Origin of the sequence: Serratia sp. TMDUHS_CL (assembly GCF_037137105.1) — a bacterium.
Taxonomy (GTDB): Bacteria; Pseudomonadota; Gammaproteobacteria; order Enterobacterales; family Enterobacteriaceae; genus Serratia; species Serratia nevei.
Genome location: NZ_JBBBDV010000016.1, coordinates 70749 through 88838, shown reverse-complemented (window position 1 = coordinate 88838; position 18090 = coordinate 70749). Strand labels below are relative to the sequence as shown.

General features: G+C 59.4%; 20 protein-coding genes and 1 pseudogene. 9 read left to right on the top strand and 12 right to left on the bottom strand.

The annotated features are described in order from the left end of the window. Window positions 1-134: 134 nt before the first annotated feature. Window positions 135-753: pseudogene (locus WCL58_RS22870) on the bottom strand (trimeric intracellular cation channel family protein). A 253-nt stretch (window positions 754-1006) separates the two neighbouring features. Between WCL58_RS22870 and WCL58_RS22865 the strand changes: the two are divergent. Further along, entirely contained in the window at window positions 1007-1441 is a 435-nt protein-coding gene (locus WCL58_RS22865; RefSeq protein ID WP_055317175.1) for a DUF3574 domain-containing protein, read from the top strand. 34 nt (window positions 1442-1475) lie between these two features. On the opposite strand, the gene WCL58_RS22860 is transcribed toward WCL58_RS22865, so the two are convergent. Continuing rightward, complete coding sequence (locus WCL58_RS22860) at window positions 1476-2660, bottom strand: NupC/NupG family nucleoside CNT transporter (RefSeq protein WP_004931212.1); 1185 nt, start codon at window positions 2658-2660, stop codon at window positions 1476-1478. A 360-nt stretch (window positions 2661-3020) separates the two neighbouring features. Between WCL58_RS22860 and WCL58_RS22855 the strand changes: the two genes are divergently transcribed. Further along, window positions 3021-3410: a hypothetical protein gene (locus WCL58_RS22855; RefSeq protein WP_194572574.1), complete on the top strand. Its 390-nt coding sequence runs from the start codon at window positions 3021-3023 to the stop codon at window positions 3408-3410. 55 nt (window positions 3411-3465) lie between these two features. Here the strand turns inward: WCL58_RS22855 and WCL58_RS22850 are convergent, their stop codons facing one another. Then, the gene (locus tag WCL58_RS22850; protein WP_015379441.1) at window positions 3466-4329 is read right to left on the bottom strand and encodes a YicC/YloC family endoribonuclease; all 864 of its coding nucleotides are present in this window, start codon (window positions 4327-4329) and stop codon (window positions 3466-3468) included. A gap of 126 nt (window positions 4330-4455) precedes the next feature. Between WCL58_RS22850 and rph the strand changes: the two genes are divergently transcribed. Both rph and pyrE read left to right on the top strand, forming a co-directional pair. Then, window positions 4456-5172 carry a ribonuclease PH gene (rph, locus tag WCL58_RS22845; protein ID WP_025160305.1) on the top strand — a complete coding sequence of 239 codons (717 nt, stop codon included), beginning with the start codon at window positions 4456-4458 and terminating at the stop codon, window positions 5170-5172. Window positions 5173-5268: 96 nt separating this feature from the next. Next, a complete protein-coding gene (gene pyrE / locus WCL58_RS22840) occupies window positions 5269-5910 on the top strand; it encodes an orotate phosphoribosyltransferase (RefSeq protein ID WP_004931204.1) in 642 nt (213 codons plus the stop codon). A 30-nt stretch (window positions 5911-5940) separates the two neighbouring features. On the opposite strand, the gene slmA is transcribed toward pyrE, so the two are convergent. The 3 genes from slmA to coaBC all read right to left on the bottom strand — a co-directional run bounded on the left by slmA (window position 5941) and on the right by coaBC (window position 8442). Next, window positions 5941-6537 carry a nucleoid occlusion factor SlmA gene (gene slmA, locus WCL58_RS22835; RefSeq protein WP_004931203.1) on the bottom strand — a complete coding sequence of 199 codons (597 nt, stop codon included), beginning with the start codon at window positions 6535-6537 and terminating at the stop codon, window positions 5941-5943. A gap of 251 nt (window positions 6538-6788) precedes the next feature. Further along, window positions 6789-7247 carry a dUTP diphosphatase gene (gene dut / locus WCL58_RS22830; RefSeq protein WP_016929680.1) on the bottom strand — a complete coding sequence of 153 codons (459 nt, stop codon included), beginning with the start codon at window positions 7245-7247 and terminating at the stop codon, window positions 6789-6791. Continuing rightward, window positions 7225-8442, bottom strand: a complete 1218-nt coding sequence (coaBC, locus tag WCL58_RS22825; protein ID WP_336851633.1) for a bifunctional phosphopantothenoylcysteine decarboxylase/phosphopantothenate--cysteine ligase CoaBC — start codon at window positions 8440-8442, stop codon at window positions 7225-7227. Before coaBC ends, dut begins: the two co-directional genes overlap by 23 nt. Before the next feature lie 183 nt (window positions 8443-8625). Between coaBC and radC the strand changes: the two genes are divergently transcribed. The 4 genes from radC (at window position 8626) to mutM (ending at window position 10884) form a co-directional block, all read left to right on the top strand. Then, window positions 8626-9309: a RadC family protein gene (gene radC, locus WCL58_RS22820; RefSeq protein ID WP_025304698.1), complete on the top strand. Its 684-nt coding sequence runs from the start codon at window positions 8626-8628 to the stop codon at window positions 9307-9309. A 262-nt stretch (window positions 9310-9571) separates the two neighbouring features. Next, window positions 9572-9808, top strand: a complete 237-nt coding sequence (gene rpmB / locus WCL58_RS22815; RefSeq protein WP_004931195.1) for a 50S ribosomal protein L28 — start codon at window positions 9572-9574, stop codon at window positions 9806-9808. Between the two features lie 11 nt (window positions 9809-9819). Further along, window positions 9820-9987: a 50S ribosomal protein L33 gene (rpmG, locus tag WCL58_RS22810; RefSeq protein ID WP_002442576.1), complete on the top strand. Its 168-nt coding sequence runs from the start codon at window positions 9820-9822 to the stop codon at window positions 9985-9987. 81 nt (window positions 9988-10068) lie between these two features. Continuing rightward, entirely contained in the window at window positions 10069-10884 is an 816-nt protein-coding gene (mutM, locus tag WCL58_RS22805; protein ID WP_004931185.1) for a bifunctional DNA-formamidopyrimidine glycosylase/DNA-(apurinic or apyrimidinic site) lyase, read from the top strand. Window positions 10885-10887: 3 nt separating this feature from the next. On the opposite strand, the gene coaD is transcribed toward mutM, so the two are convergent. From coaD to waaA, 3 genes are read right to left on the bottom strand one after another with little or no spacing between them, the layout of a single operon-like run. After that, window positions 10888-11373 (bottom strand): pantetheine-phosphate adenylyltransferase, encoded by a 486-nt coding sequence (gene coaD / locus WCL58_RS22800; protein ID WP_004931181.1) that lies wholly within the window; start codon window positions 11371-11373, stop codon window positions 10888-10890. Between the two features lie 3 nt (window positions 11374-11376). Then, complete coding sequence (locus WCL58_RS22795) at window positions 11377-12150, bottom strand: glycosyltransferase family 2 protein (RefSeq protein WP_038872579.1); 774 nt, start codon at window positions 12148-12150, stop codon at window positions 11377-11379. Beyond that, a complete protein-coding gene (gene waaA, locus WCL58_RS22790; RefSeq protein WP_025304695.1) occupies window positions 12151-13428 on the bottom strand; it encodes a lipid IV(A) 3-deoxy-D-manno-octulosonic acid transferase in 1278 nt (425 codons plus the stop codon). It lies immediately after the preceding gene. 125 nt (window positions 13429-13553) lie between these two features. Between waaA and WCL58_RS22785 the strand changes: the two genes are divergently transcribed. After that, a complete protein-coding gene (locus tag WCL58_RS22785) occupies window positions 13554-14567 on the top strand; it encodes a glycosyltransferase family 9 protein (RefSeq protein WP_141960536.1) in 1014 nt (337 codons plus the stop codon). A gap of 44 nt (window positions 14568-14611) precedes the next feature. Here the strand turns inward: WCL58_RS22785 and WCL58_RS22780 are convergent, their stop codons facing one another. From WCL58_RS22780 to rfaQ, 3 genes are read right to left on the bottom strand one after another with little or no spacing between them, the layout of a single operon-like run. Continuing rightward, on the bottom strand, window positions 14612-15712 hold the full coding sequence (locus WCL58_RS22780; RefSeq protein WP_336851632.1) for a glycosyltransferase: 1101 nt from the start codon (window positions 15710-15712) through the stop codon (window positions 14612-14614). A 2-nt stretch (window positions 15713-15714) separates the two neighbouring features. Then, window positions 15715-16842, bottom strand: coding sequence for a glycosyltransferase family 4 protein (locus WCL58_RS22775; protein WP_049270058.1), 1128 nt, complete (start codon window positions 16840-16842; stop codon window positions 15715-15717). After that, window positions 16839-17921, bottom strand: a complete 1083-nt coding sequence (rfaQ, locus tag WCL58_RS22770) for a putative lipopolysaccharide heptosyltransferase III (RefSeq protein WP_180547943.1) — start codon at window positions 17919-17921, stop codon at window positions 16839-16841. The genes WCL58_RS22775 and rfaQ overlap by 4 nt, the downstream gene beginning before the upstream one ends. Window positions 17922-18090: the final 169 nt, after the last annotated feature.

The following is an 18090-nucleotide window of genomic DNA, read 5'->3' as shown; positions in this document are numbered from 1 at the left end:
GCGCCGGGTGCAGCGTTAGCTCGCATTTTGCCCGCCGCTTTGCGCGGAAAAAGCGGCGAATGAGCGAATTTGCGCGTCGAAGGGCAACATTTCAGCTGTTTTGGCCTCGGCGGCGGCGCGTTGCCGCCCCGAGATCAGTGATCCGGATGCTGGTAGTTGAACACCGGCAGGCCGAGGCGGAAGCGCAGGGCGATCAGGCGCGCGCTCAGGCCGGCGACCAGCGTGAGGATCACCACCAGATTGTGCGGCAGGCTGAGGTGCTGCAGGCCGATATACAGCCAGGCGGCGCTGAAGGAGATGCCGGCGTAGATCTCTTTCTGGAAAACCAGCGGGATACGGTTGCAGAACATGTCGCGCAGCACCCCGCCGAAGACGCCGGTGATCACCGCTGCGATGGCGGCGATAATCGCGCTGTGCCCCATATCCAGCGCCACCTGCGCGCCGATGATGGAGAAGACGATCAGGCCGACGGCGTCGAGCACCAGGAACAGGCGGCGCAGATGGCGCATCAGGGGGTGCCACCCAGGTGGTGACGATCGCCGCTATCGCGACGATGACGATGTATTCCGGGTGTTTGACCCAGCCCAATGGAAAATGCCCGAGCAGCATATCGCGCACCGACCCGCCGCCGATCGCCGTGACCGAAGCGATGATGATCACGCCGAACATGTCCATTTGGCGGCGGCCGGCCGCCAGCGCGCCGGTCATGGCTTCGGCGGTGATGCCGATGATATAAAGGATGCTCAGTAACATAAGGGATTCACAGCGTACTTGCGTCAGAATGATGGCCGGCAGGGTAATCGCCGCCGATGGCGCGCGCCACTGAGTTTTTTTCACTGATGGCGTTTCGGATTAATTTAGCTAATCCAAACTCCGTTTTTATTGCCGATAACCAGCCTTTTTTAACATCTGGCTGTTGATGAAAGCATTAGAAATTTCGCGCTGGTTTCCATCGCTGACTATGCTTTTTGCAGCTAATCCTTCAACCGAGAAACCGAGACTGCAGATGAAAAACTCCCCGAAACTGGCCGCCGGCGCCGTGGTGGCCGCCCTGCTGCTGAGCGGCTGCGTGGCACCAGGCCATCAGGCTGTGTCACCCGCTCCGGCTTGCCACACCGGCGATCCGATGATGCAAACAACGCTCTACTTCGGCCTGAATCGCCCGGCGGGGCCGGCGATCACCGCCGCCGAGTGGCAAACCTTCGTCGACAGCCAGGTGACGCCGCGTTTTAAAGACGGGTTGACGGTCTTTGATGCCAAAGGGCAGTGGCTGGGCCACGACGGCAAGCTGGCGCGCGAGAACAGCAAGGCGCTGCTGTTGATCCATGCGCCGGGCAAAGAGAGCGAGGCGAATATCGAGGCGCTGCGCAGCGGCTATAAGCAGCAGTTTGCGCAGGATTCGGTGATGCGGGTGGATGCGCCGGTGTGCGTGGCGTTTTAAAGCGAACTCCCGGCCATGCGGCCGGGAGTGGGGATTACAGCACCAGGCCGGCGATGGCCGCTGACAGCAGGCTCACCAGCGTCGAGCCATAAACCAGCTTCAGGCCAAAACGGGAAACTACGTTGCCTTGCTGCTCGTTCAGCCCCTTGATGGCGCCGGCGACGATGCCGATGGAGGCGAAGTTGGCGAACGACACCAGGAACACCGACAGAATACCTAGCCCGCGCGGCGACAGCTCCGCCGCGATTTTCTTCAGCTCAATCATCGCCACGAATTCGTTGGCCACCAGCTTGGTCGCCATGATGCTGCCCGCCTTCAGGGCCTCCTCCGCCGGGATGCCGATCAGCCAGGCCAGCGGATAGAACACATAGCCGAGGATCTGCTGGAAGCTGATGCCGAGCACCGCGGAGAACAGCGCATTGACGGCGGAGATCAGCGCGATAAAGCCGATCAGCATCGCCGCGATGATCATCGCAATCTTGAAGCCGGCCAGAATGTACTCGCCCAACATTTCGAAGAAGCTCTGATCTTCATGCAGTTTGTTCAGCTTCAGCTCCGGCTCGTCTTCGACCTGATACGGGTTGATGATCGACAGAATGATGAAGGTGCTGAACATATTAAGGATCAATGCCGCCACCACGTACTGCGCGTCGATCATCGACATGTAGGCGCCGACGATGGAGAGCGATACCGTCGACATGGCGGTCGCGGCCATGGTGTACATGCGGCGCGGCGAGATATCGCCGATGATGCCTTTATAGGCGATGAAGTTCTCCGACTGCCCCAGCACCAGCGTGCTGACGGCGTTGAACGACTCCAGCTTGCCCATGCCGTTGACCTTGGATAGCAGGGTGCCGACCAGGCGGATGATCAGCGGCAGGATACGGAAATGCTGCAAAATGCCGATCAGGGCGGAAATAAAGATGATAGGGCACAAAACGCCGAGGAAGATGAACGCCAGGCCATCCTTGCTCATGCCGCCGAACACGAACTCCGATCCTTGGGCGGCGTAGGCGAGCAGGGTGTCGAAGAAGCCGGCGACGTGTTTGATCACGCTGAGCCCGCTGGCGGAGTGCAGGAAGAAATAGGCCAGCGCGCCCTCGATCACCAGCAACTGGATGATATAGCGCAGGCGGATTTTCTTGCGATTATTGCTGACCAGCAGCGCCAGGGCGATGATCACCACCAGAGCCATAATAAATTGCAGAATTTGTGGCATAAACGGTCCGTACGGTTCACGGGCAGAGAAAAAACACATTTAGCCACAGCATCGACGTCCTTTCATTACTTTGCGTGATAATTAGAACAAAATACTTATGGCATGCGGGATATCTTGCCAAATGTCATCCACACGCGCTGTCCGGCAGTTTTTCATAAGCTTCCCGGTGAGCCGGTTCCCTAGGGGCCTGCCGGCTCGCAACCTGATGCAATCACTGTCACTCGCGTGCAAACGCCTGGAATCTGGCTCGCAACTGGTGCTTTTTCATGGCGTAAAGCGTGGTTTTCTCGAGGGAGGCAAAGAAAAATGCCTGAACAAGGCGCCATGACCGGCGCATCTTCTCGGATAAGGAGGCGAACAATGAATACCGGCACGTTGCTCAGGGCGCTGGCCAACGGGATTAATCCCGACACCGGCGAGCTGTTGAGACCGGCTTCGGCGGCCTGCGCGCCGGAGGCTATCCGCCTGCTGTTCGCGTTGGCCAACGAGTTCGACGGTGAAGCCGAACTGCAGAAAAAAGCCCGGCTGACGCCGGAGGAGAAGCGGCAGAAGAATCTGGCCGAGGGGCGGCCGGCCAATGCCTACTTCCCTTGGCCGGAAGAGGAAAAGCTGAGGTTGCGTGAGAGCCATGCGGCCGGGGCGACGCTGGAAGCGCTGAGCGATGAGTTTGAACGCTCAACCTGGAGCATTGCGGTGCAGCTGCAGAAAATGGGGCTGATGGGCGAAGAACAGGTGGCCGCTTATCGCTGAGCTGCAGCCATAAAAAAGCCCGCTTGGCGCGGGCTTGATGGCGTGCGGGGCAGGATCACTCGATGTTCTGGATCTGCTCGCGCATTTGCTCGATCAGCACTTTCAGCTCGATGGCGGAAGCGGTGACGTCGGCATTGATCGACTTGGAGGCCAGGGTGTTCGATTCGCGGTTGAACTCCTGCATCATGAAGTCGAGGCGGCGGCCGACGGCTTCTTTCTTCTTCAGGATGTTGTGCGTCTCTTTCACGTGCGCTTCCAGACGATCCAGCTCTTCGGCGACGTCGATGCGCTGCGCCATCAGCACCAGCTCCTGCTCCAGGCGGGTGTTTTCCAGCTGTACCTGCGCCTCTTCCAACTTGCTGACCAGGCGTTCGCGCTGCCATTGCAGGATGTTCGGCATCTGGGCGCGCACTTTGACCACTTCGGCGCTGACGCCGTCGAGGCGTTGTTCGATCAGCGTTTTCAGCGCGGCGCCTTCGCTTTCGCGTGCGACGATGAAGTCATCCAGCGCGCCGTCCAGCGCCTGCATCAGCTCGGCACTGATGGCGTCCAGATCCTGCTCCTGCGCGGACATCACGCCCGGCCAGCGCAGCACGTCGATCGGGTTGATTTCCCCTTCGTCGCTCTGCATTTTCACCCAGTTGGCGGCTTCAACCAGCTGTTTGGCCAGTTTTTCGTTCAGGATCAGCGAGCTTTGCGCGCTTGGATCCAGTTCGAAACGCAGGTTGCATTCGACTTTGCCGCGGGTCAGGCGGCCACGGATACGTTCACGGATCACCGGCTCCAGGCTGCGGAATTGTTCCGGCAGGCGGATGTAGGTTTCTAAGTAGCGCTGGTTAACGGAACGCAGCTCCCAGGCTGCGCTGCCCCATTCACCCTTGATTTCACGCCGGGCGTAGGCGGTCATGCTGCGGATCATTGATGCGTACCCGTAATAGGAAAAGATGGGGCGATTATAGCGTCGCGGCTGCGGGCAGGATAGGCATTACATCACGAAGCCCGTATAATGCGCAGCCAATAGTTGATTTGAAGCCGGAGAGAGCCCATGCGTCCTGCAGGCAGAGCACCACAGCAAGTTCGCCCCCTGACACTGACCCGTCACTATACCAAACACGCTGAAGGTTCAGTGCTGGTTGAGTTTGGCGATACCAAAGTCTTGTGCACCGCCACGGTAGAAGAGGGCGTTCCGCGCTTCCTGAAAGGCCAGGGGCAAGGTTGGATCACCGCCGAGTACGGTATGCTGCCGCGCTCCACCCACAGCCGCAATGCCCGTGAAGCCGCCAAAGGCAAGCAGGGTGGCCGCACGCTGGAGATCCAGCGCCTGATCGCGCGCTCGCTGCGCGCCGCGGTGGATCTGAAAAAGCTCGGTGAATTCACCATCACCCTCGACTGCGACGTACTGCAGGCCGACGGCGGTACCCGCACCGCCTCCATCTCCGGCGCCTGCGTGGCGCTGGCCGATGCGCTGAACACGCTGGTAGCCAACGGCAAGCTGAAAGCCAACCCGATGAAGGGCATGGTGGCGGCGGTTTCCGTCGGCATCGTCAATGGCGAAGCGCTGTGCGATCTGGAGTATGTGGAGGATTCCGCGGCGGAAACCGACATGAACGTAGTGATGATGGAAGATGGCCGCATGATTGAAGTGCAGGGTACCGCCGAAGGCGAGCCGTTCAGCCACGATGAGCTGTTGGCGCTATTGGCGCTGGCCCGAGGGGGCATCGAAACCATCTTCCAGGCGCAGAAAGCGGCGCTGGCGGACTGATTTTTTAAGGCGACTGAGAAGTCGCCTTTTTTATGCCCGGCGATCGGGCGGCAGTAATGACAAGACCCAAGCAGATTCAGACGAGGAGAAGCAGTAATGAAAGCCTATCAGCGCCAGTTTATCGAGTTCGCGCTTAACAAGCAGGTATTGAAATTCGGCGAGTTCACCCTGAAGTCCGGCCGCACCAGCCCGTATTTCTTCAATGCCGGCTTGTTTAATACCGGGCGCGATCTTGCGCTGTTGGGGCGCTTCTACGCCGAAGCCCTGATGGACTCCGGCATCGATTTCGACCTGCTGTTTGGCCCGGCCTATAAAGGCATTCCTATTGCCACCACTACGGCGGTGGCGTTGGCGGAACACCATGAGCGCGACGTGCCTTACTGCTTTAACCGCAAGGAAGCCAAGACCCACGGCGAAGGCGGTTCGCTGGTAGGCAGCCCGCTGCAGGGGCGCGTGATGTTGGTAGACGATGTGATCACCGCCGGCACCGCGATCCGCGAGTCGATGGAAATCATCGGCGCCAGCGGCGCTTCGCTGGCGGGCGTGCTGATCTCCCTCGACCGTCAGGAACGCGGCCGCGCGGATATCTCCGCCATTCAGGAAGTGGAACGCGACTATCACTGCAAGGTGATTTCAATCGTGACGCTGAAGGACCTGATCGCCTATCTGGAGGAGAAACCGGAAATGGCGGACCACCTGGCGGCGGTGCGCGCTTACCGCGAGCAGTACGGGGTGTAAGTAAAAACGCCGGGCATCCCGGCGTTATCTTTATTGCAGCTGGGCCGCCAACAGCGGCCAGCGGGCGTCAAATTCCTGCGTTGGGCGATAGCGGAATTCCGAACGCACATAGCGCGACAACATGCCTTCGCAGAAGGCCAGCAGCTGGCTCGCCAGCAACGTTTCATCGACGATAAAGCCTTTGCCTTCGCGCAATTTACGCTCTTTCAACACCTGGCGCAGCTGCGCCTCGATGCGTTCGAACAGCTGGTTGATGCGGCCCTGCAGGCGATCCTGTTCAAACATCAGCGCGTGGCCGGTCATGATGCGCGTCAGCCCCGGGTTGCGTTCCGCAAAGCCCAGAATCAGCAGTAAAATCAGGCGAAGACGATTAAACGTCTCTTTCTCGTCCTGCAAGATCAGGTTGATGCGGGTGATCAGGCTGTCTTCGATAAACTCGATCAGGCTGTCGAACATCCGTGTCTTGCTGGGGAAATGCCGATACAGCGCAGCTTCAGAAACACCCACGTTCGCGGCGAGCTTGGCGGTGGTGATGCGTTGGCTGCCGTCGCTGGACTCCAGCATCTGGGCTAACGCCTGCAATATTTCCTCGCGCCGATTCCTTTTCGTCTTTTCTTTTTCTGCCATGTCTGATTAGACCCTTGCTAAAACTTAACTGACGGAAACCCGCGCACCGGCCGCTGCAGAGCAGGCTCTGTGCGGCTTATGTGATAGCTTTTTTACGATGCTGGGGTCAGCGGCCTTAACGGCCTTTTTCCGCGCTGCCTGGTGTGCGCTGCAATTGTCGCGGTAAAACCTTGCCGCAGAGACATCCTTCTCCCCGGAAAGGCAAGGTTCAGGCGACGTTTCCCTGCCGGCCATCGTGCATTGGGTGGCGCTTAGTGGCGCCCCGAGTGGCCGAAGCCGCCTTCGCCGCGCTCGCTGCTGTCGAATTCTTCCACCAGGTTGAATTCGGCCTGCACCACCGGCACGAAGACCATCTGCGCGATACGTTCGCCCGGCTCGATGGTGAAGTGTTTCTGGCCGCGGTTCCAAACGGACACCATCAGCTGGCCCTGATAATCGGAGTCGATCAGGCCGACCAGGTTGCCCAGCACGACGCCGTGCTTGTGGCCCAGGCCGGAGCGCGGCAGGATCACCGCCGCCAGGCCGGCGTCGGCGATGTGGATCGCGAGGCCGGTAGGCAACAGCGTGGTTTCACCCGGCGCCAACTCCACCGCGCTGTCCAGGCAGGCGCGCAGGTCGAGACCGGCGGAGCCCGGCGTGGCGTAGGTCGGTAGCGGGAAATCCTGACCGATGCGCGGGTCGAGGATCTTAACGTCGATTTTTTTCATCATAACGGCTGACTATCTCGTCTATTAAACGTTGGCCAAGGAGTGCCTTGTCGCTCAGCGCCAGGCGCTTTTCTCCATCCTGCCAAAAAAGATGCAGGGCATTGGTGTCGCTGTTGAACCCGTGCTCTGCAAGCGATACATCATTAGCGCAAATCAAATCCAGCTTCTTACGCGCCAGTTTTTGCCGCGCGTATTCTTCCACATTCTGGGTTTCGGCGGCAAACCCCACGACAAACGGTCGATTTTTGGTCATCGCCGCCACGCCGGCGACGATATCGGGGTTTTTTACCATCTTGAGGACGATTTCATCACCCTGTTTTTTTATTTTTTCATCGGCGATCTGCTCGGGGCGGTAATCGGCCACGGCGGCGCAGGAGATGAAAATCTGCTGCTGCGTGGCGCGCTGTTGCACCGCCTGCTCCATCTCCAGCGCACTGGTGACGTCCACTCGGGTGACCGATGGCGGCGTCGGCAGGCTGACCGGCCCGGCGATCAGCGTCACCTGCGCGCCGCGGGCGGCGGCGGCGCGGGCAATGGCGAAGCCCATTTTGCCGGAGCTGTGATTGCTGATGAAACGTACCGGATCCAGCGCCTCACGCGTCGGGCCGGCGGTGATCATAACCTGTAAATGTTGCAGATCCTGCGGGGCGGAGAAATGCGCGTTCGCCAGGTCGACGATGTCCAGCGGATCCAGCATGCGGCCCGGGCCGACGTCGCCACAGGCCTGGCTGCCGCTGTCCGGCCCCCAGAGCAGCATGCCGCGCGCCTGCAGCGTTTGCAGGTTGGCCTGCGTGGCGGCGGCGCGATACATCTGCTGGTTCATGGCCGGGGCGGCGGCGATAGGGGCGTCGGTCGCCAGGCATACGGTGGTCAACAGATCGTTGGCCATGCCGGCGGCGACGCGCGCCAGCAGATCGGCGGTCGCCGGCGCCAGAATCACCAGATCCGCCCACTTGCCGAGTTCGATGTGGCCCATGGCGGCTTCGGCGGCGGGATCCAACAGATCGTCGGACACCGGGTAGCCGGAAACGGCCTGCAGCGTCAGTGGCGTAATGAACGCCTTGGCGGCGTGGGTCATCACCACGCGCACTTCTGCGCCCCTGTCGCGCAGGCGGCGCACCAGCTCTGGGCATTTGTAGGCGGCGATGCCGCCGCTGATGCCAAGCACAATATGTTTGCCGGAAAGTCCCGTCATCATCATTGTCCGATTGAAAGCCGAAAGATGCGCCATTTTAGCATATCCGCCGTTCAGGTGAGCGATTCCGCAATGACTGCAGGGCGTTACATTGTGCTTTGCGAAACACTTCGCAATGTTATCAAACACCTGTCGAACGCGCCGGGCAGCACATGGCATGCTGTAGCCTTTTCAGGGAGGAATACGATGAGCAACCCGATTGTGGCGTGCTGGCCGGGCGCGCTGGCGCCGCGTGAAAAGCTGTTGATGCAGGGGGCGGCGGCGCTGTCAGACGCAGAACTGTTGGCCATTTTTTTGCGTACCGGGCTGCCCGGCGTGCACGTGATGCAGCTGGCGGAGCAGCTGCTGCGCCGGTTCGGCTCGCTTTATCACCTGATGTCGGCCGATCATCAGGCTTTTTGCAGCCAAAAAGGCCTGGGGGACGCCAGCTATACGCAGCTGCAGGCGATTGCCGAGCTGGCGCTGCGCTTCTTTTCCAGCCATTTGTCGCAGGAAAACGCCATGCTCAATCCGCGCGTCACCCAGCATTATCTGCAAAGCCTGCTGGCGCATCGCGAGCGAGAGGTCTTTTTGGTATTGTTTTTAGACAATCAGCACCGGGTTATTCGCCATCAGGAGATGTTTGCTGGTACCATCAGCAGCGTCGTCGTCTACCCGAGAGAAATTGTGCGCGAAGCGTTGAAGGCTAATGCCGCCGCGCTGATTCTCGCGCATAATCACCCTTCGGGTAAGGCTGAACCCAGTCATGCCGACCGTTTGATAACGGAACAGGTGGTGAAAGCCTGTCAGTTATTGGAGATCCGAGTGCTTGATCATTTGGTGATCGGTCGGGGTGAATGCGTCTCTTTTGCCGAGCGCGGATGGCTTTAAGCGATTTTTTCGCGATCCTTGTGGGATCTTTAGCTGTTCGGGACTTGAGCACTTACGCTTCAGAGCGTATACTACGCCACCTTTGAGAATCTTGGGTTTGGCGCAAGAGCCTATCTCAGCAGGTTTCTGACCTGATGTGTGGTTTCTACCTGATGACGAGAGTCTCCTCAGTATGAAGTTTGCTGAGATGGGCTCTAAAAGCCTGACGAGGCGGCCATACCCTATACGAAGCTCGAGCTGATTTGATTTTTGGAGAATAGACATGTCCCGAGTCTGCCAAGTTACTGGCAAGCGCCCGGTGAGCGGTAACAACCGTTCCCACGCAATGAACGCGACCAAACGCCGTTTTCTGCCTAACCTGCACTCACACCGTTTTTGGGTTGAGGCTGAGAAGCGCTTTGTAACTCTGCGTGTATCTGCTAAAGGTATGCGTGTTATCGATAAGAAGGGTATTGAGACGGTTCTGGCCGATCTGCGTGCCCGTGGTGAGAAGTATTAAGGAACTGAATCATGGCTAAAGGTGTTCGCGAGAAGATCAAGCTGGTTTCTTCTGCTGGTACTGGTCACTTCTATACCACCACGAAGAACAAGCGTACTAAGCCGGAAAAATTGGAACTGAAGAAATTCGATCCAGTTGTCCGTCAGCACGTAGTATACAAAGAAGCTAAAATTAAATAATTTTAGTGGATTAATGAAAAACCCGGCCTTGGCCGGGTTTTTTGTTTTATAAAGGGTAGAAAACGTCGGAGGGGAAGCCAGATGCCTGAATTACCGGAAGTTGAGACGAGCAGACGCGGTATAGAGCCTTATCTTGTCGGCCACAGCATTCAGTATGCGGTGGTGCGCAACGCGCGCCTGCGCTGGCCGGTTTCCGAGCAGATCCTGACGCTGAGCGATCGGCCGGTGCTCAGCGTGCAGCGCCGGGCTAAATACCTGCTGATCGAGCTGGAGAACGGTTGGATTATCGTGCACCTGGGCATGTCGGGCAGCTTGCGCATGCTGCGCGAGGAAAACGAAGATGAAGCCGGCAAACACGACCACGTCGATCTGGTGATCAGCAACGGCATGATCCTGCGCTATACCGATCCGCGCCGTTTCGGCGCCTGGCTGTGGTGCGAAGATTTGGCGACCAGCAGCGTGTTGGCGCACCTGGGGCCGGAACCGCTGAGCGAAGCGTTCAACGGCGACTACCTGTATGAAAAATCACGCAATAAGCGCACGTTGATTAAACCGTGGCTGATGGATAACAAGCTGGTGGTCGGGGTCGGCAATATTTACGCCAGCGAATCGCTGTTCAGCGCCGGGATCTTGCCCGATCGTCCGGCGGGATCCTTGAGCAAAGCCGAAGCGGAACTGCTGGTGAAGACCATCAAGGCGGTGTTGCAGCGTTCTATCGAGCAGGGCGGCACGACATTGCGCGACTTTTTGCAGTCGGACGGCAAACCGGGGTATTTCGCACAGGAGCTGCAGGTTTACGGGCGGGCGGGAGAACCGTGCCGCGCGTGCGGCACGCCGATCGAATCCGCCAAGCACGGGCAGCGCAGCACCTTCTTTTGCCGCCGCTGCCAGCGCTGAGCATTACTCGGCGGCGAGCTTCGCCATCAGTGCCTGGGTGACCACGTCAGGCAGGAAAGGCGCGATATCGCCGCCGTGACGGGCGACCTCCTTCACCAGTGAGGAGGAGATGAACGACCACTCTTCGGAAGGCATCAGGAACACGCTTTCCAGCGTCGGCATCAAATGGCGGTTCATGTTCGCCAGCTGCAATTCGTATTCAAAGTCAGACACCGCACGCAGGCCGCGAACCAGGATATTGGCATTTTGGTGAGCGGCGAAGTGCGCCATCAGCTCGCTGAAGCCCAGCACTTCCACATTGTCCAGATGCGAGGTGACCTGCGTCGCCAACGCCACGCGTTCATCCAGGCTGAACAGCGGCTTTTTGCTCGGGCTGGCGGCGATGGCCAGAATCACGTGATCGAACATCAGTGACGCGCGCGTCACTAAATCCAGGTGGCCGTTGGTCATGGGATCGAAGGTCCCGGGATAGATGGCTTTGCTGGTCATGATTCACTTCTCTGAGTAGTTGCGGCCCAATGCCCATAATGCGGCATATTTATTGAAGGTATATTGCGCGTTGACCACCGCTAACAGCAACCCCTGTTTACCATCCAGGAAGCCGGCGCGCAGCAGCCAGGTTTTGACGAAGGCGCCGAGCGTGTGGGTCAGGATAGACAGGTAGCCGCAGCGCTTGCCAGCCCGGTGGCGCTGCGTGGCCCACTCTTCGGCGTAGCGCAGCTGTTTGCGCTGGAAGGCGAAGAAGTCGCGGCAGGTCAGGTGCAGCATATCACCGCTGAGGGGGATCACTTTGGCGCCGCCGATGTTCAGCGATTCGTGCACCAGATCGTCGTTATAACGATAGCGTTGGTTGGCGTACAGGCGGTTGACGCGGTCAGGATACCAGCCGCTGTGGCGCATGAAGCGGCCTAGAAACAGGTTGCGCCGCGCACAGCTGTAGACGGCGCCGTCGTCCGGCGCATTCAACACCCGCTCGATGGATTGCCGCAGCTCGGGCGTGACGCGTTCGTCGGCGTCGATCATCAAAACGTAGTCATGGCTGGCATAGCTTTGTGCCAGCTGACGCTGCTTGCCGAACCCTTGCCAGTCGGTGTGCGTAAAGACTTTGGCGCCCAGGCCTTCGGCGACGGCGACGCTGTCGTCCTCGCTGCCGGAGTCCAACACGATGATTTCATCGGCCCATTCGACCGAACGCAGACAGTCCGGCAACAGCCCGGCTTCGTTTTTGGCGATCATCACCACCGACAGGCTTTTGCGGCTGCTCATTCAGTGACTCCGGGGCGGCAGGTGCGGTTCCAGCAGCTGCAGCAGGCGCTGCAACGCTCCCTGATTCTGATACAACACTTCCACCGCATGGCGGCCGTAGTAGCGCCGGTAGTCTTCGTCGGTCAGCAGGGTTTCCACTTCCTTCACCAGCGAATCCACGTCGGTCACGGTGATCAGGCCTTCGGCCTGCGAGAGCTTGGCGCAGATGTCTTTGAAGTTGAAGGTATGCGGGCCCATCAGCACCGGGATGGCGTGCGCGGCGGCTTCCAGCGGGTTGTGCCCGCCGCGTTCCACCAGACTGCCGCCGACAAAGGCCAGATCGGCGATGCCGTACAGCAGCATCAGCTCGCCCATGGTATCGCCGATCACCACCTGGGTGCTGCCGGACGGGATTTCGCCGCTGCTGCGCAGGGTGTAGCTGAAGCCGGCCTTCTGCACCAGCTCTTTAGCGGTCGGGAAGCGTTCCGGGTGACGCGGCACCAGGATCAGCAGCAGGTCGGGGTGTTTTTCCAGCAGTTTGCGATGCGCTTCCAGCAGGATGGTTTCTTCACCGTCATGGGTGCTGGTAGCGATCCACACCGGGCGGCGCGGCGCCCATTGGCGACGCAGCGTAACGGCGCGGGCGGCCAGTTCCGGGGTGACGGAGATATCGAACTTCAGGCTGCCGGTTACGGCCAGCTGCGAGCGCTTCAGGCCCAGTTCGATAAACCGATCGCCGTCTTCCTGGTTCTGTGCGGCGATCAGCGTAATGCGGCGCAGCATATCGCGCATGAACCCGCCAATTTTCTTATAGCCGGCGGCGGAGCGGGCCGACAGACGCGCATTGGCGATCACCAGGGGGATCTGCCGCTGATGCAGCGCGTTAATCAGGTTAGGCCACAGCTCGGTTTCCATGATGATCACCAGCTTGGGATTCACCTGGTCGAGGAAGCGGTTCATGGAACCGGGCAGATCGTAGGGCAGATAGACATGATGTACGTCTTTGCCGAAAGCGGACTGGACGCGTTCTGAACCTGTTGGGGTCATTGTGGTCACAGTTATCGGCAAAGCGGGGTAACGGTGACGCAGCGCCCGTACCAACGGGATGGCCGCCAGCGTTTCGCCGACGGAGACGGAATGCAGCATGATGCCGCCTGGCACGACTTTCCCGGCGCAGAAGCCATAGCGTTCCGCCCAGCGTTTACGGTAGGCTGGAGCTTTGCGGCTGCGCAGCAGTAAGCGGAGCCAGATCAGGGGTTGGATGAGGTAGAGTAGTACCTGATATAAACGCAGCAACATTCTATCAATTTCATTTATATGGGTTATTCGGAATAGTACCATAACTGGAAGGGAAAGGCGCTAATTTGGTAACCTTGGGTGTCAGTTTTAGACAACCGGCGAGCGATTTCGCCGACAGGCTCGGAATGAAGAATATTTTAATTATTCGCCGCGACAACATCGGCGATCTTGTTTGCACCACGCCTCTGATTGAAGGGGTGAAAATTGCCTATCCGGACGCTAAAGTTTATCTGCTGATCAATAAAGTCAGCCAGGACGTTGTTAAAAACAATCCTCATCTCGAGAAAGTCTTTGTCTATAAAAAGGCCAAGCACAAGGCGAAAAATGAAACGACGTTGGGCGTTTATTTCGAACGCTTGATGATCTTCCTGAAGCTGCGAAAAATAAAGTTCGATGCGGTCATTCTGGCCAACCCGGTGCCTTGCAAATACAGCCTGCGTTTAGCGAAAATGGCCGGCGCCAACCATATCATCGGCGCCGATTTGGGCACGAAAGATATTCATCGCCCGTTCCGCAAGGACGATTTCCACGGTCAACATCAGGTCGAACATACCTACAGCTATTTATCGGCGATAACCGACCAATCCATTCCGATCCCGCCGGTGCGGGTGTTTCTGACGCCTGAAGAGCGGCAATTGGCGGCGCAACGGCTACAGGAGCGTCTGCCGCCGGTCGAACGCGTATGCGCCGTGCACATCAGCAGCCGCAGCCCGAAAAGGCGTTGGCCGGTTGAACGCTATGCCGAAATCATCAACCGTCTGGTTGCCGATCCCCATACCGGCGTGCTGATCTTCTGGTCGCCGCAGGGCACGCTGGCGCCGGACGACATCGGTGACCAGCAGCGCGCCGAACAGCTGTTGGCGCTGTGCCAAAACGAACGCGTCGCGCTTTACCCGACGGCCTCGGTGCGCGAGCTGTTGGGCGGGTTCGATTTATGCGACCGGGTGCTGTGCAGCGACGGTGGGCAGATGCATCTTGCTGCCGCGCTGAATAAGGACATGGTGGTGTTCTTTGGCGATACCGATAAAACGTCCTGGCATCCATGGACCGGCCGTCATCATATTTTGCAGAGTGAGTCGGGGCACTGTGAAGATGTTTCTGTCGATGAGGTTTGGCAGAAAATGCAGGCGCTCAGCTAACGAATAAAATAAGGCAGGTATCCCCTGCCTTATTTATTTCTCTATTATTTTTCTTTCAGCTCAATATATTGACGGCAAATAGGCTCCAGCCCATAACTCAGCAATTGCTGTTGATTTATCTGGGGCGGATTGGCGTAAATTTCCGCCATTTTTTCTGCCAGCGACGCTTCGTTTAATTCCGCCAGCGCGTTAGCCATGCCGGCTTTTTCCAGAATTTCCGCAGGGCCGCCCGGGCAGCGAGTGCTGACCACCGGCGTGCCGCATAGCAGCGATTCCACCAGCACGTTACCAAACCCTTCGCTGTCGGAGCTGAGCACCAGCAGCGAGGCATGGCGAATAAACGGGTAAGGATTGGCCTGGAAACCGAGGAACAGCACGCGCGCTGCGATGCCCAGCTCTGTCGCCAGACGTTTGACCTCGGCGACTCTGGCATCGTCCCCGGTGCCGATCAAGGCCAGCGGTGCCTGAATGCCTGAGTGCGCATAGGCTTTCAGCAGACGGTCATGTCGTTTGGTGGCGTGAAAGCGGCCGACGTGCACCAGATAGTCCTGGCCGGCCAGTTCGCAAGGCGCCGCCGCCTGTTGCTGGATGGCGTCGATGTCGAACGGGTTGTTGATGACCGCCAGGCGGCGTGGGCGAATCGGCAAGTTCTGCTGCAGATCGTCGCCAACCGCCCGTGAAACGGCGACGATATTTCTTCCTTGGTAAACGTTGGCGATTTTGCGCTGCTTCAGCCAGCGACCCAGGCCCTTGCGGTGGCCGAGATAGGAGGTGGAGAGAATGCCGTGAATGCAGAACCACAGGCGATCCGCGGCCAGCCGCTTGCTGCGGCTGACGATGCGATCGGTTTTATGCAGATTGGAGAACACCAGATCGAACGCGCCGTGTTGGCGCTCGTGTTCGGCTATTGCCCGATCCAGCGCGGCGGCGCGGCGCGACAGCTCGGTCAGCTTGCGCCAGGGGGCACGGCTGCGATCGGCCACCACCTGATAATCAATGCCTGACGGGATAGGGTAATTGCAGACGTCGCGCAGCGAGATCAGACTGACGTCATGCCCCTGTTGCTGCATGCCCTGGCACAGGGTCAGCACCACTTTTTCCGCGCCGCCTCCCGGCAGGCCGTCGATGATCATCAGAATACGCATAGCTAATCCAGTAACCGGTTATAGAGGGAAATCAGCTGTTCGGACAGATGCGCCGGCGTAGCCGTCATAATGCGCAATCTCGCCGCTTCGCCCATGGATGATCCCAGCGCCTGGCGCGGCAGCGCCCGAATGGCCTCCGTGATGGCCGGTACGTCGAGCGCGTCGGTCACGAAGCCGTTCTGGCCGGGGGTGATAAACTCGGCGCCGCCGCAGGTGGTGCTGGTGATAACCGGCAGGCCGCACGACATCGCTTCCAGAATCACATTCGGGAACGGATCGTACAGCGTCGGCAGGAGCAGCGCGTCCGCGGCCTGATAGAACGGCAAGGTCTGCTTCTGCACGCCCATAAAGTGAACCCGCTCGCCGCAGCCCAGCGACTGTGCCAGCGCTCGATAGCGTTTTTCGGCCTTGTCTTTGCCGACCACCAACAGATGGCTGTCGGTCGCCGCCACGGCGCGGATGGCGGCGGCCAGCCCTTTGCGCTCGAAACCGGAGCCGACGAAGATCAGGCAGTGCGCCCGTTGTGGGATCTGATACTGCTCGCGCAGACGTTGGCGCAGGGCCTCGTCGGCGGGCGGGAATTTTTGATTGTCGATGGCGTTATAGATCACCGTGATTTTGTCGGCGGGCACGCCAAAGTCGGCGATGATTTCCTGCTTGATCATCTCGGCGTTGCAGATGACGGCTTTCAGCTCCGGCGCGGCGTACATGGCGCGTTCGGCGCACATCACATAGCGGTGATAGCGATTGGAGAACAGCCATTTGCGGCGCCATTCCGGCAGCAGACGCGCACGCTGCAGCAACCAGCGGCGGTGTACGCCGTCGCCGGCGCGGTAGATGTCGCAGCCGGGAATGCGCTCGTGGCTTTGCACCAGATCGAAACGCTCTTTCTGCCACAGCGCCCTGGCTGCCACGGCGAAGCCTCGCTCGCGGCTGATGCGGCCGAGTTTTAACGGGTTGCACAGGTGGATATGCCAGTTGGGATTGGCGTCACCCTGCCATTCGCGGGTGATGACGTTCAGATCGAGATCCTGTTGCTCCAGCGCCTCCAGGGCGCGGGAAACGAAACGTTCGGCCCCGCCGTCCGGGCGGTATTTTTGGCGAACGATCGCCAAACGAAATGCTTTCATGCCAGCGTGCTCCGCGCGGCTGCAATCACCGCGTCTGTAGGAATAAGGTCGAGATACCGTTCGTCGGTGCCGGTATCAATGGCGTCCGGATCGGGCAGTTCGCCGAAGTCGCCGGCCCAGATCACGGCGCCGGTAGCCTGCCATGGCCGCCAGAAAGTCAGCTTGGAAGGGCCGAACAGCGCCACACACGGCGTTTGCAGCGCGGCGGCCATGTGCATCGGCACCGAATCCACGCCGATAAACAGCTTGGCGTGGTCGATCAGGGCGGCCAGCTGGCGCAGCGTCAGCTGGCCGGCCAACGAGATCACGCCCTGCGGCGGGCAGAGCGCCAAAATGCGTTCTACCATGGCTTGTTCTCTGGCGTCGGGGCCGGAGGTGATCACCAACTGATGGCCATCGGCCTGCAAGGCGGCGAGGGTGGCGGCCATTTTCTCTTCGCTCCAGCATTTGAAGAACCAGCGCGAGGTGGGCTGCACCACAATATAACTGCCGGCGACGCCCTGTTTCTGCAACCGTTGCTCACAGGCCTGCCAATCCTGCGGATCGTAACTCATGGTCACATGATCACTGAGCGCGGGCTGGTTCAGCGGCGCCAGCAGCGAGAGATTTTGTTCGACGGTATGCAGGTGGGCGTGATTGTCGACCGGCACCAGCTGCGTGTGGCAGTGGCGCCACAGGAAGCCGCGGCGTTTGGGGAAATCGAAGCCCAGACGGATGCGCGCGCCGGTCAGGCGCGTGATAATGGCGCTGCGCCACTGATCGGCCAGGTTGACCACCAGATCGTAGCGCTGCGCCTTCAGGCGGCGCAGCAGCGCCAGCTCGTGCCCCAGATGCGCGCGGGTGCCCTGTTTTTTCCATTGGCGGTCGATGGCGAACAGCGTCGACAGTTCCGGATTGCTGGCCAGCATCTCCTGCGTTTCCTGATACAGCAGCACATCGATCTGCGCCTGCGGGTAGTTTTGCCGCAGGCTGCTGATGACCGGCGTGACCAGCAGCATATCGCCGTGATGGCGCAGTTTTATGATCAAAATACGCTGTACGGATGGGGCGGAAGTTGGGGCTGGCGCGTCGTTCATCATGAGTCGCTTTCTGGGAAACCAATCTTTGATTCTAAATGACCCGATCGCATGTGGCTACTGTTGCACGGTTTTCTTGCCGGGCCGCAAAAAAATCGCCGGGCCGGGGACGAATGCGCTTCAACGTTGTCCAAACCAGGCAGCAAAGTCGTTTGCCCTGGCGAAACGGCCT

Bases quoted from the DNA above. Each gene is read 5' to 3' on its own strand.
- slmA (WP_004931203.1), bottom strand. From the start codon at position 6,537: ATGGCAGAAAAAGAAAAGACGAAAAGGAATCGGCGCGAGGAAATATTG.
- rpmB (WP_004931195.1), top strand. From the start codon at position 9,572: ATGTCCCGAGTCTGCCAAGTTACTGGCAAGCGCCCGGTGAGCGGTAAC.
- coaBC (WP_336851633.1), bottom strand. From the start codon at position 8,442: ATGATGACGGGACTTTCCGGCAAACATATTGTGCTTGGCATCAGCGGC.
- WCL58_RS22860 (WP_004931212.1), bottom strand. From the start codon at position 2,660: ATGCCACAAATTCTGCAATTTATTATGGCTCTGGTGGTGATCATCGCC.
- rfaQ (WP_180547943.1), bottom strand. From the start codon at position 17,921: ATGATGAACGACGCGCCAGCCCCAACTTCCGCCCCATCCGTACAGCGT.
- WCL58_RS22780 (WP_336851632.1), bottom strand. From the start codon at position 15,712: ATGCGTATTCTGATGATCATCGACGGCCTGCCGGGAGGCGGCGCGGAA.
- WCL58_RS22855 (WP_194572574.1), top strand. From the start codon at position 3,021: ATGAATACCGGCACGTTGCTCAGGGCGCTGGCCAACGGGATTAATCCC.
- pyrE (WP_004931204.1), top strand. From the start codon at position 5,269: ATGAAAGCCTATCAGCGCCAGTTTATCGAGTTCGCGCTTAACAAGCAG.
- radC (WP_025304698.1), top strand. From the start codon at position 8,626: ATGAGCAACCCGATTGTGGCGTGCTGGCCGGGCGCGCTGGCGCCGCGT.
- mutM (WP_004931185.1), top strand. From the start codon at position 10,069: ATGCCTGAATTACCGGAAGTTGAGACGAGCAGACGCGGTATAGAGCCT.
- WCL58_RS22795 (WP_038872579.1), bottom strand. From the start codon at position 12,150: ATGAGCAGCCGCAAAAGCCTGTCGGTGGTGATGATCGCCAAAAACGAA.
- WCL58_RS22850 (WP_015379441.1), bottom strand. From the start codon at position 4,329: ATGATCCGCAGCATGACCGCCTACGCCCGGCGTGAAATCAAGGGTGAA.
- rph (WP_025160305.1), top strand. From the start codon at position 4,456: ATGCGTCCTGCAGGCAGAGCACCACAGCAAGTTCGCCCCCTGACACTG.
- coaD (WP_004931181.1), bottom strand. From the start codon at position 11,373: ATGACCAGCAAAGCCATCTATCCCGGGACCTTCGATCCCATGACCAAC.
- rpmG (WP_002442576.1), top strand. From the start codon at position 9,820: ATGGCTAAAGGTGTTCGCGAGAAGATCAAGCTGGTTTCTTCTGCTGGT.
- WCL58_RS22865 (WP_055317175.1), top strand. From the start codon at position 1,007: ATGAAAAACTCCCCGAAACTGGCCGCCGGCGCCGTGGTGGCCGCCCTG.
- WCL58_RS22775 (WP_049270058.1), bottom strand. From the start codon at position 16,842: ATGAAAGCATTTCGTTTGGCGATCGTTCGCCAAAAATACCGCCCGGAC.
- WCL58_RS22785 (WP_141960536.1), top strand. From the start codon at position 13,554: ATGAAGAATATTTTAATTATTCGCCGCGACAACATCGGCGATCTTGTT.
- waaA (WP_025304695.1), bottom strand. From the start codon at position 13,428: ATGTTGCTGCGTTTATATCAGGTACTACTCTACCTCATCCAACCCCTG.
- dut (WP_016929680.1), bottom strand. From the start codon at position 7,247: ATGATGAAAAAAATCGACGTTAAGATCCTCGACCCGCGCATCGGTCAG.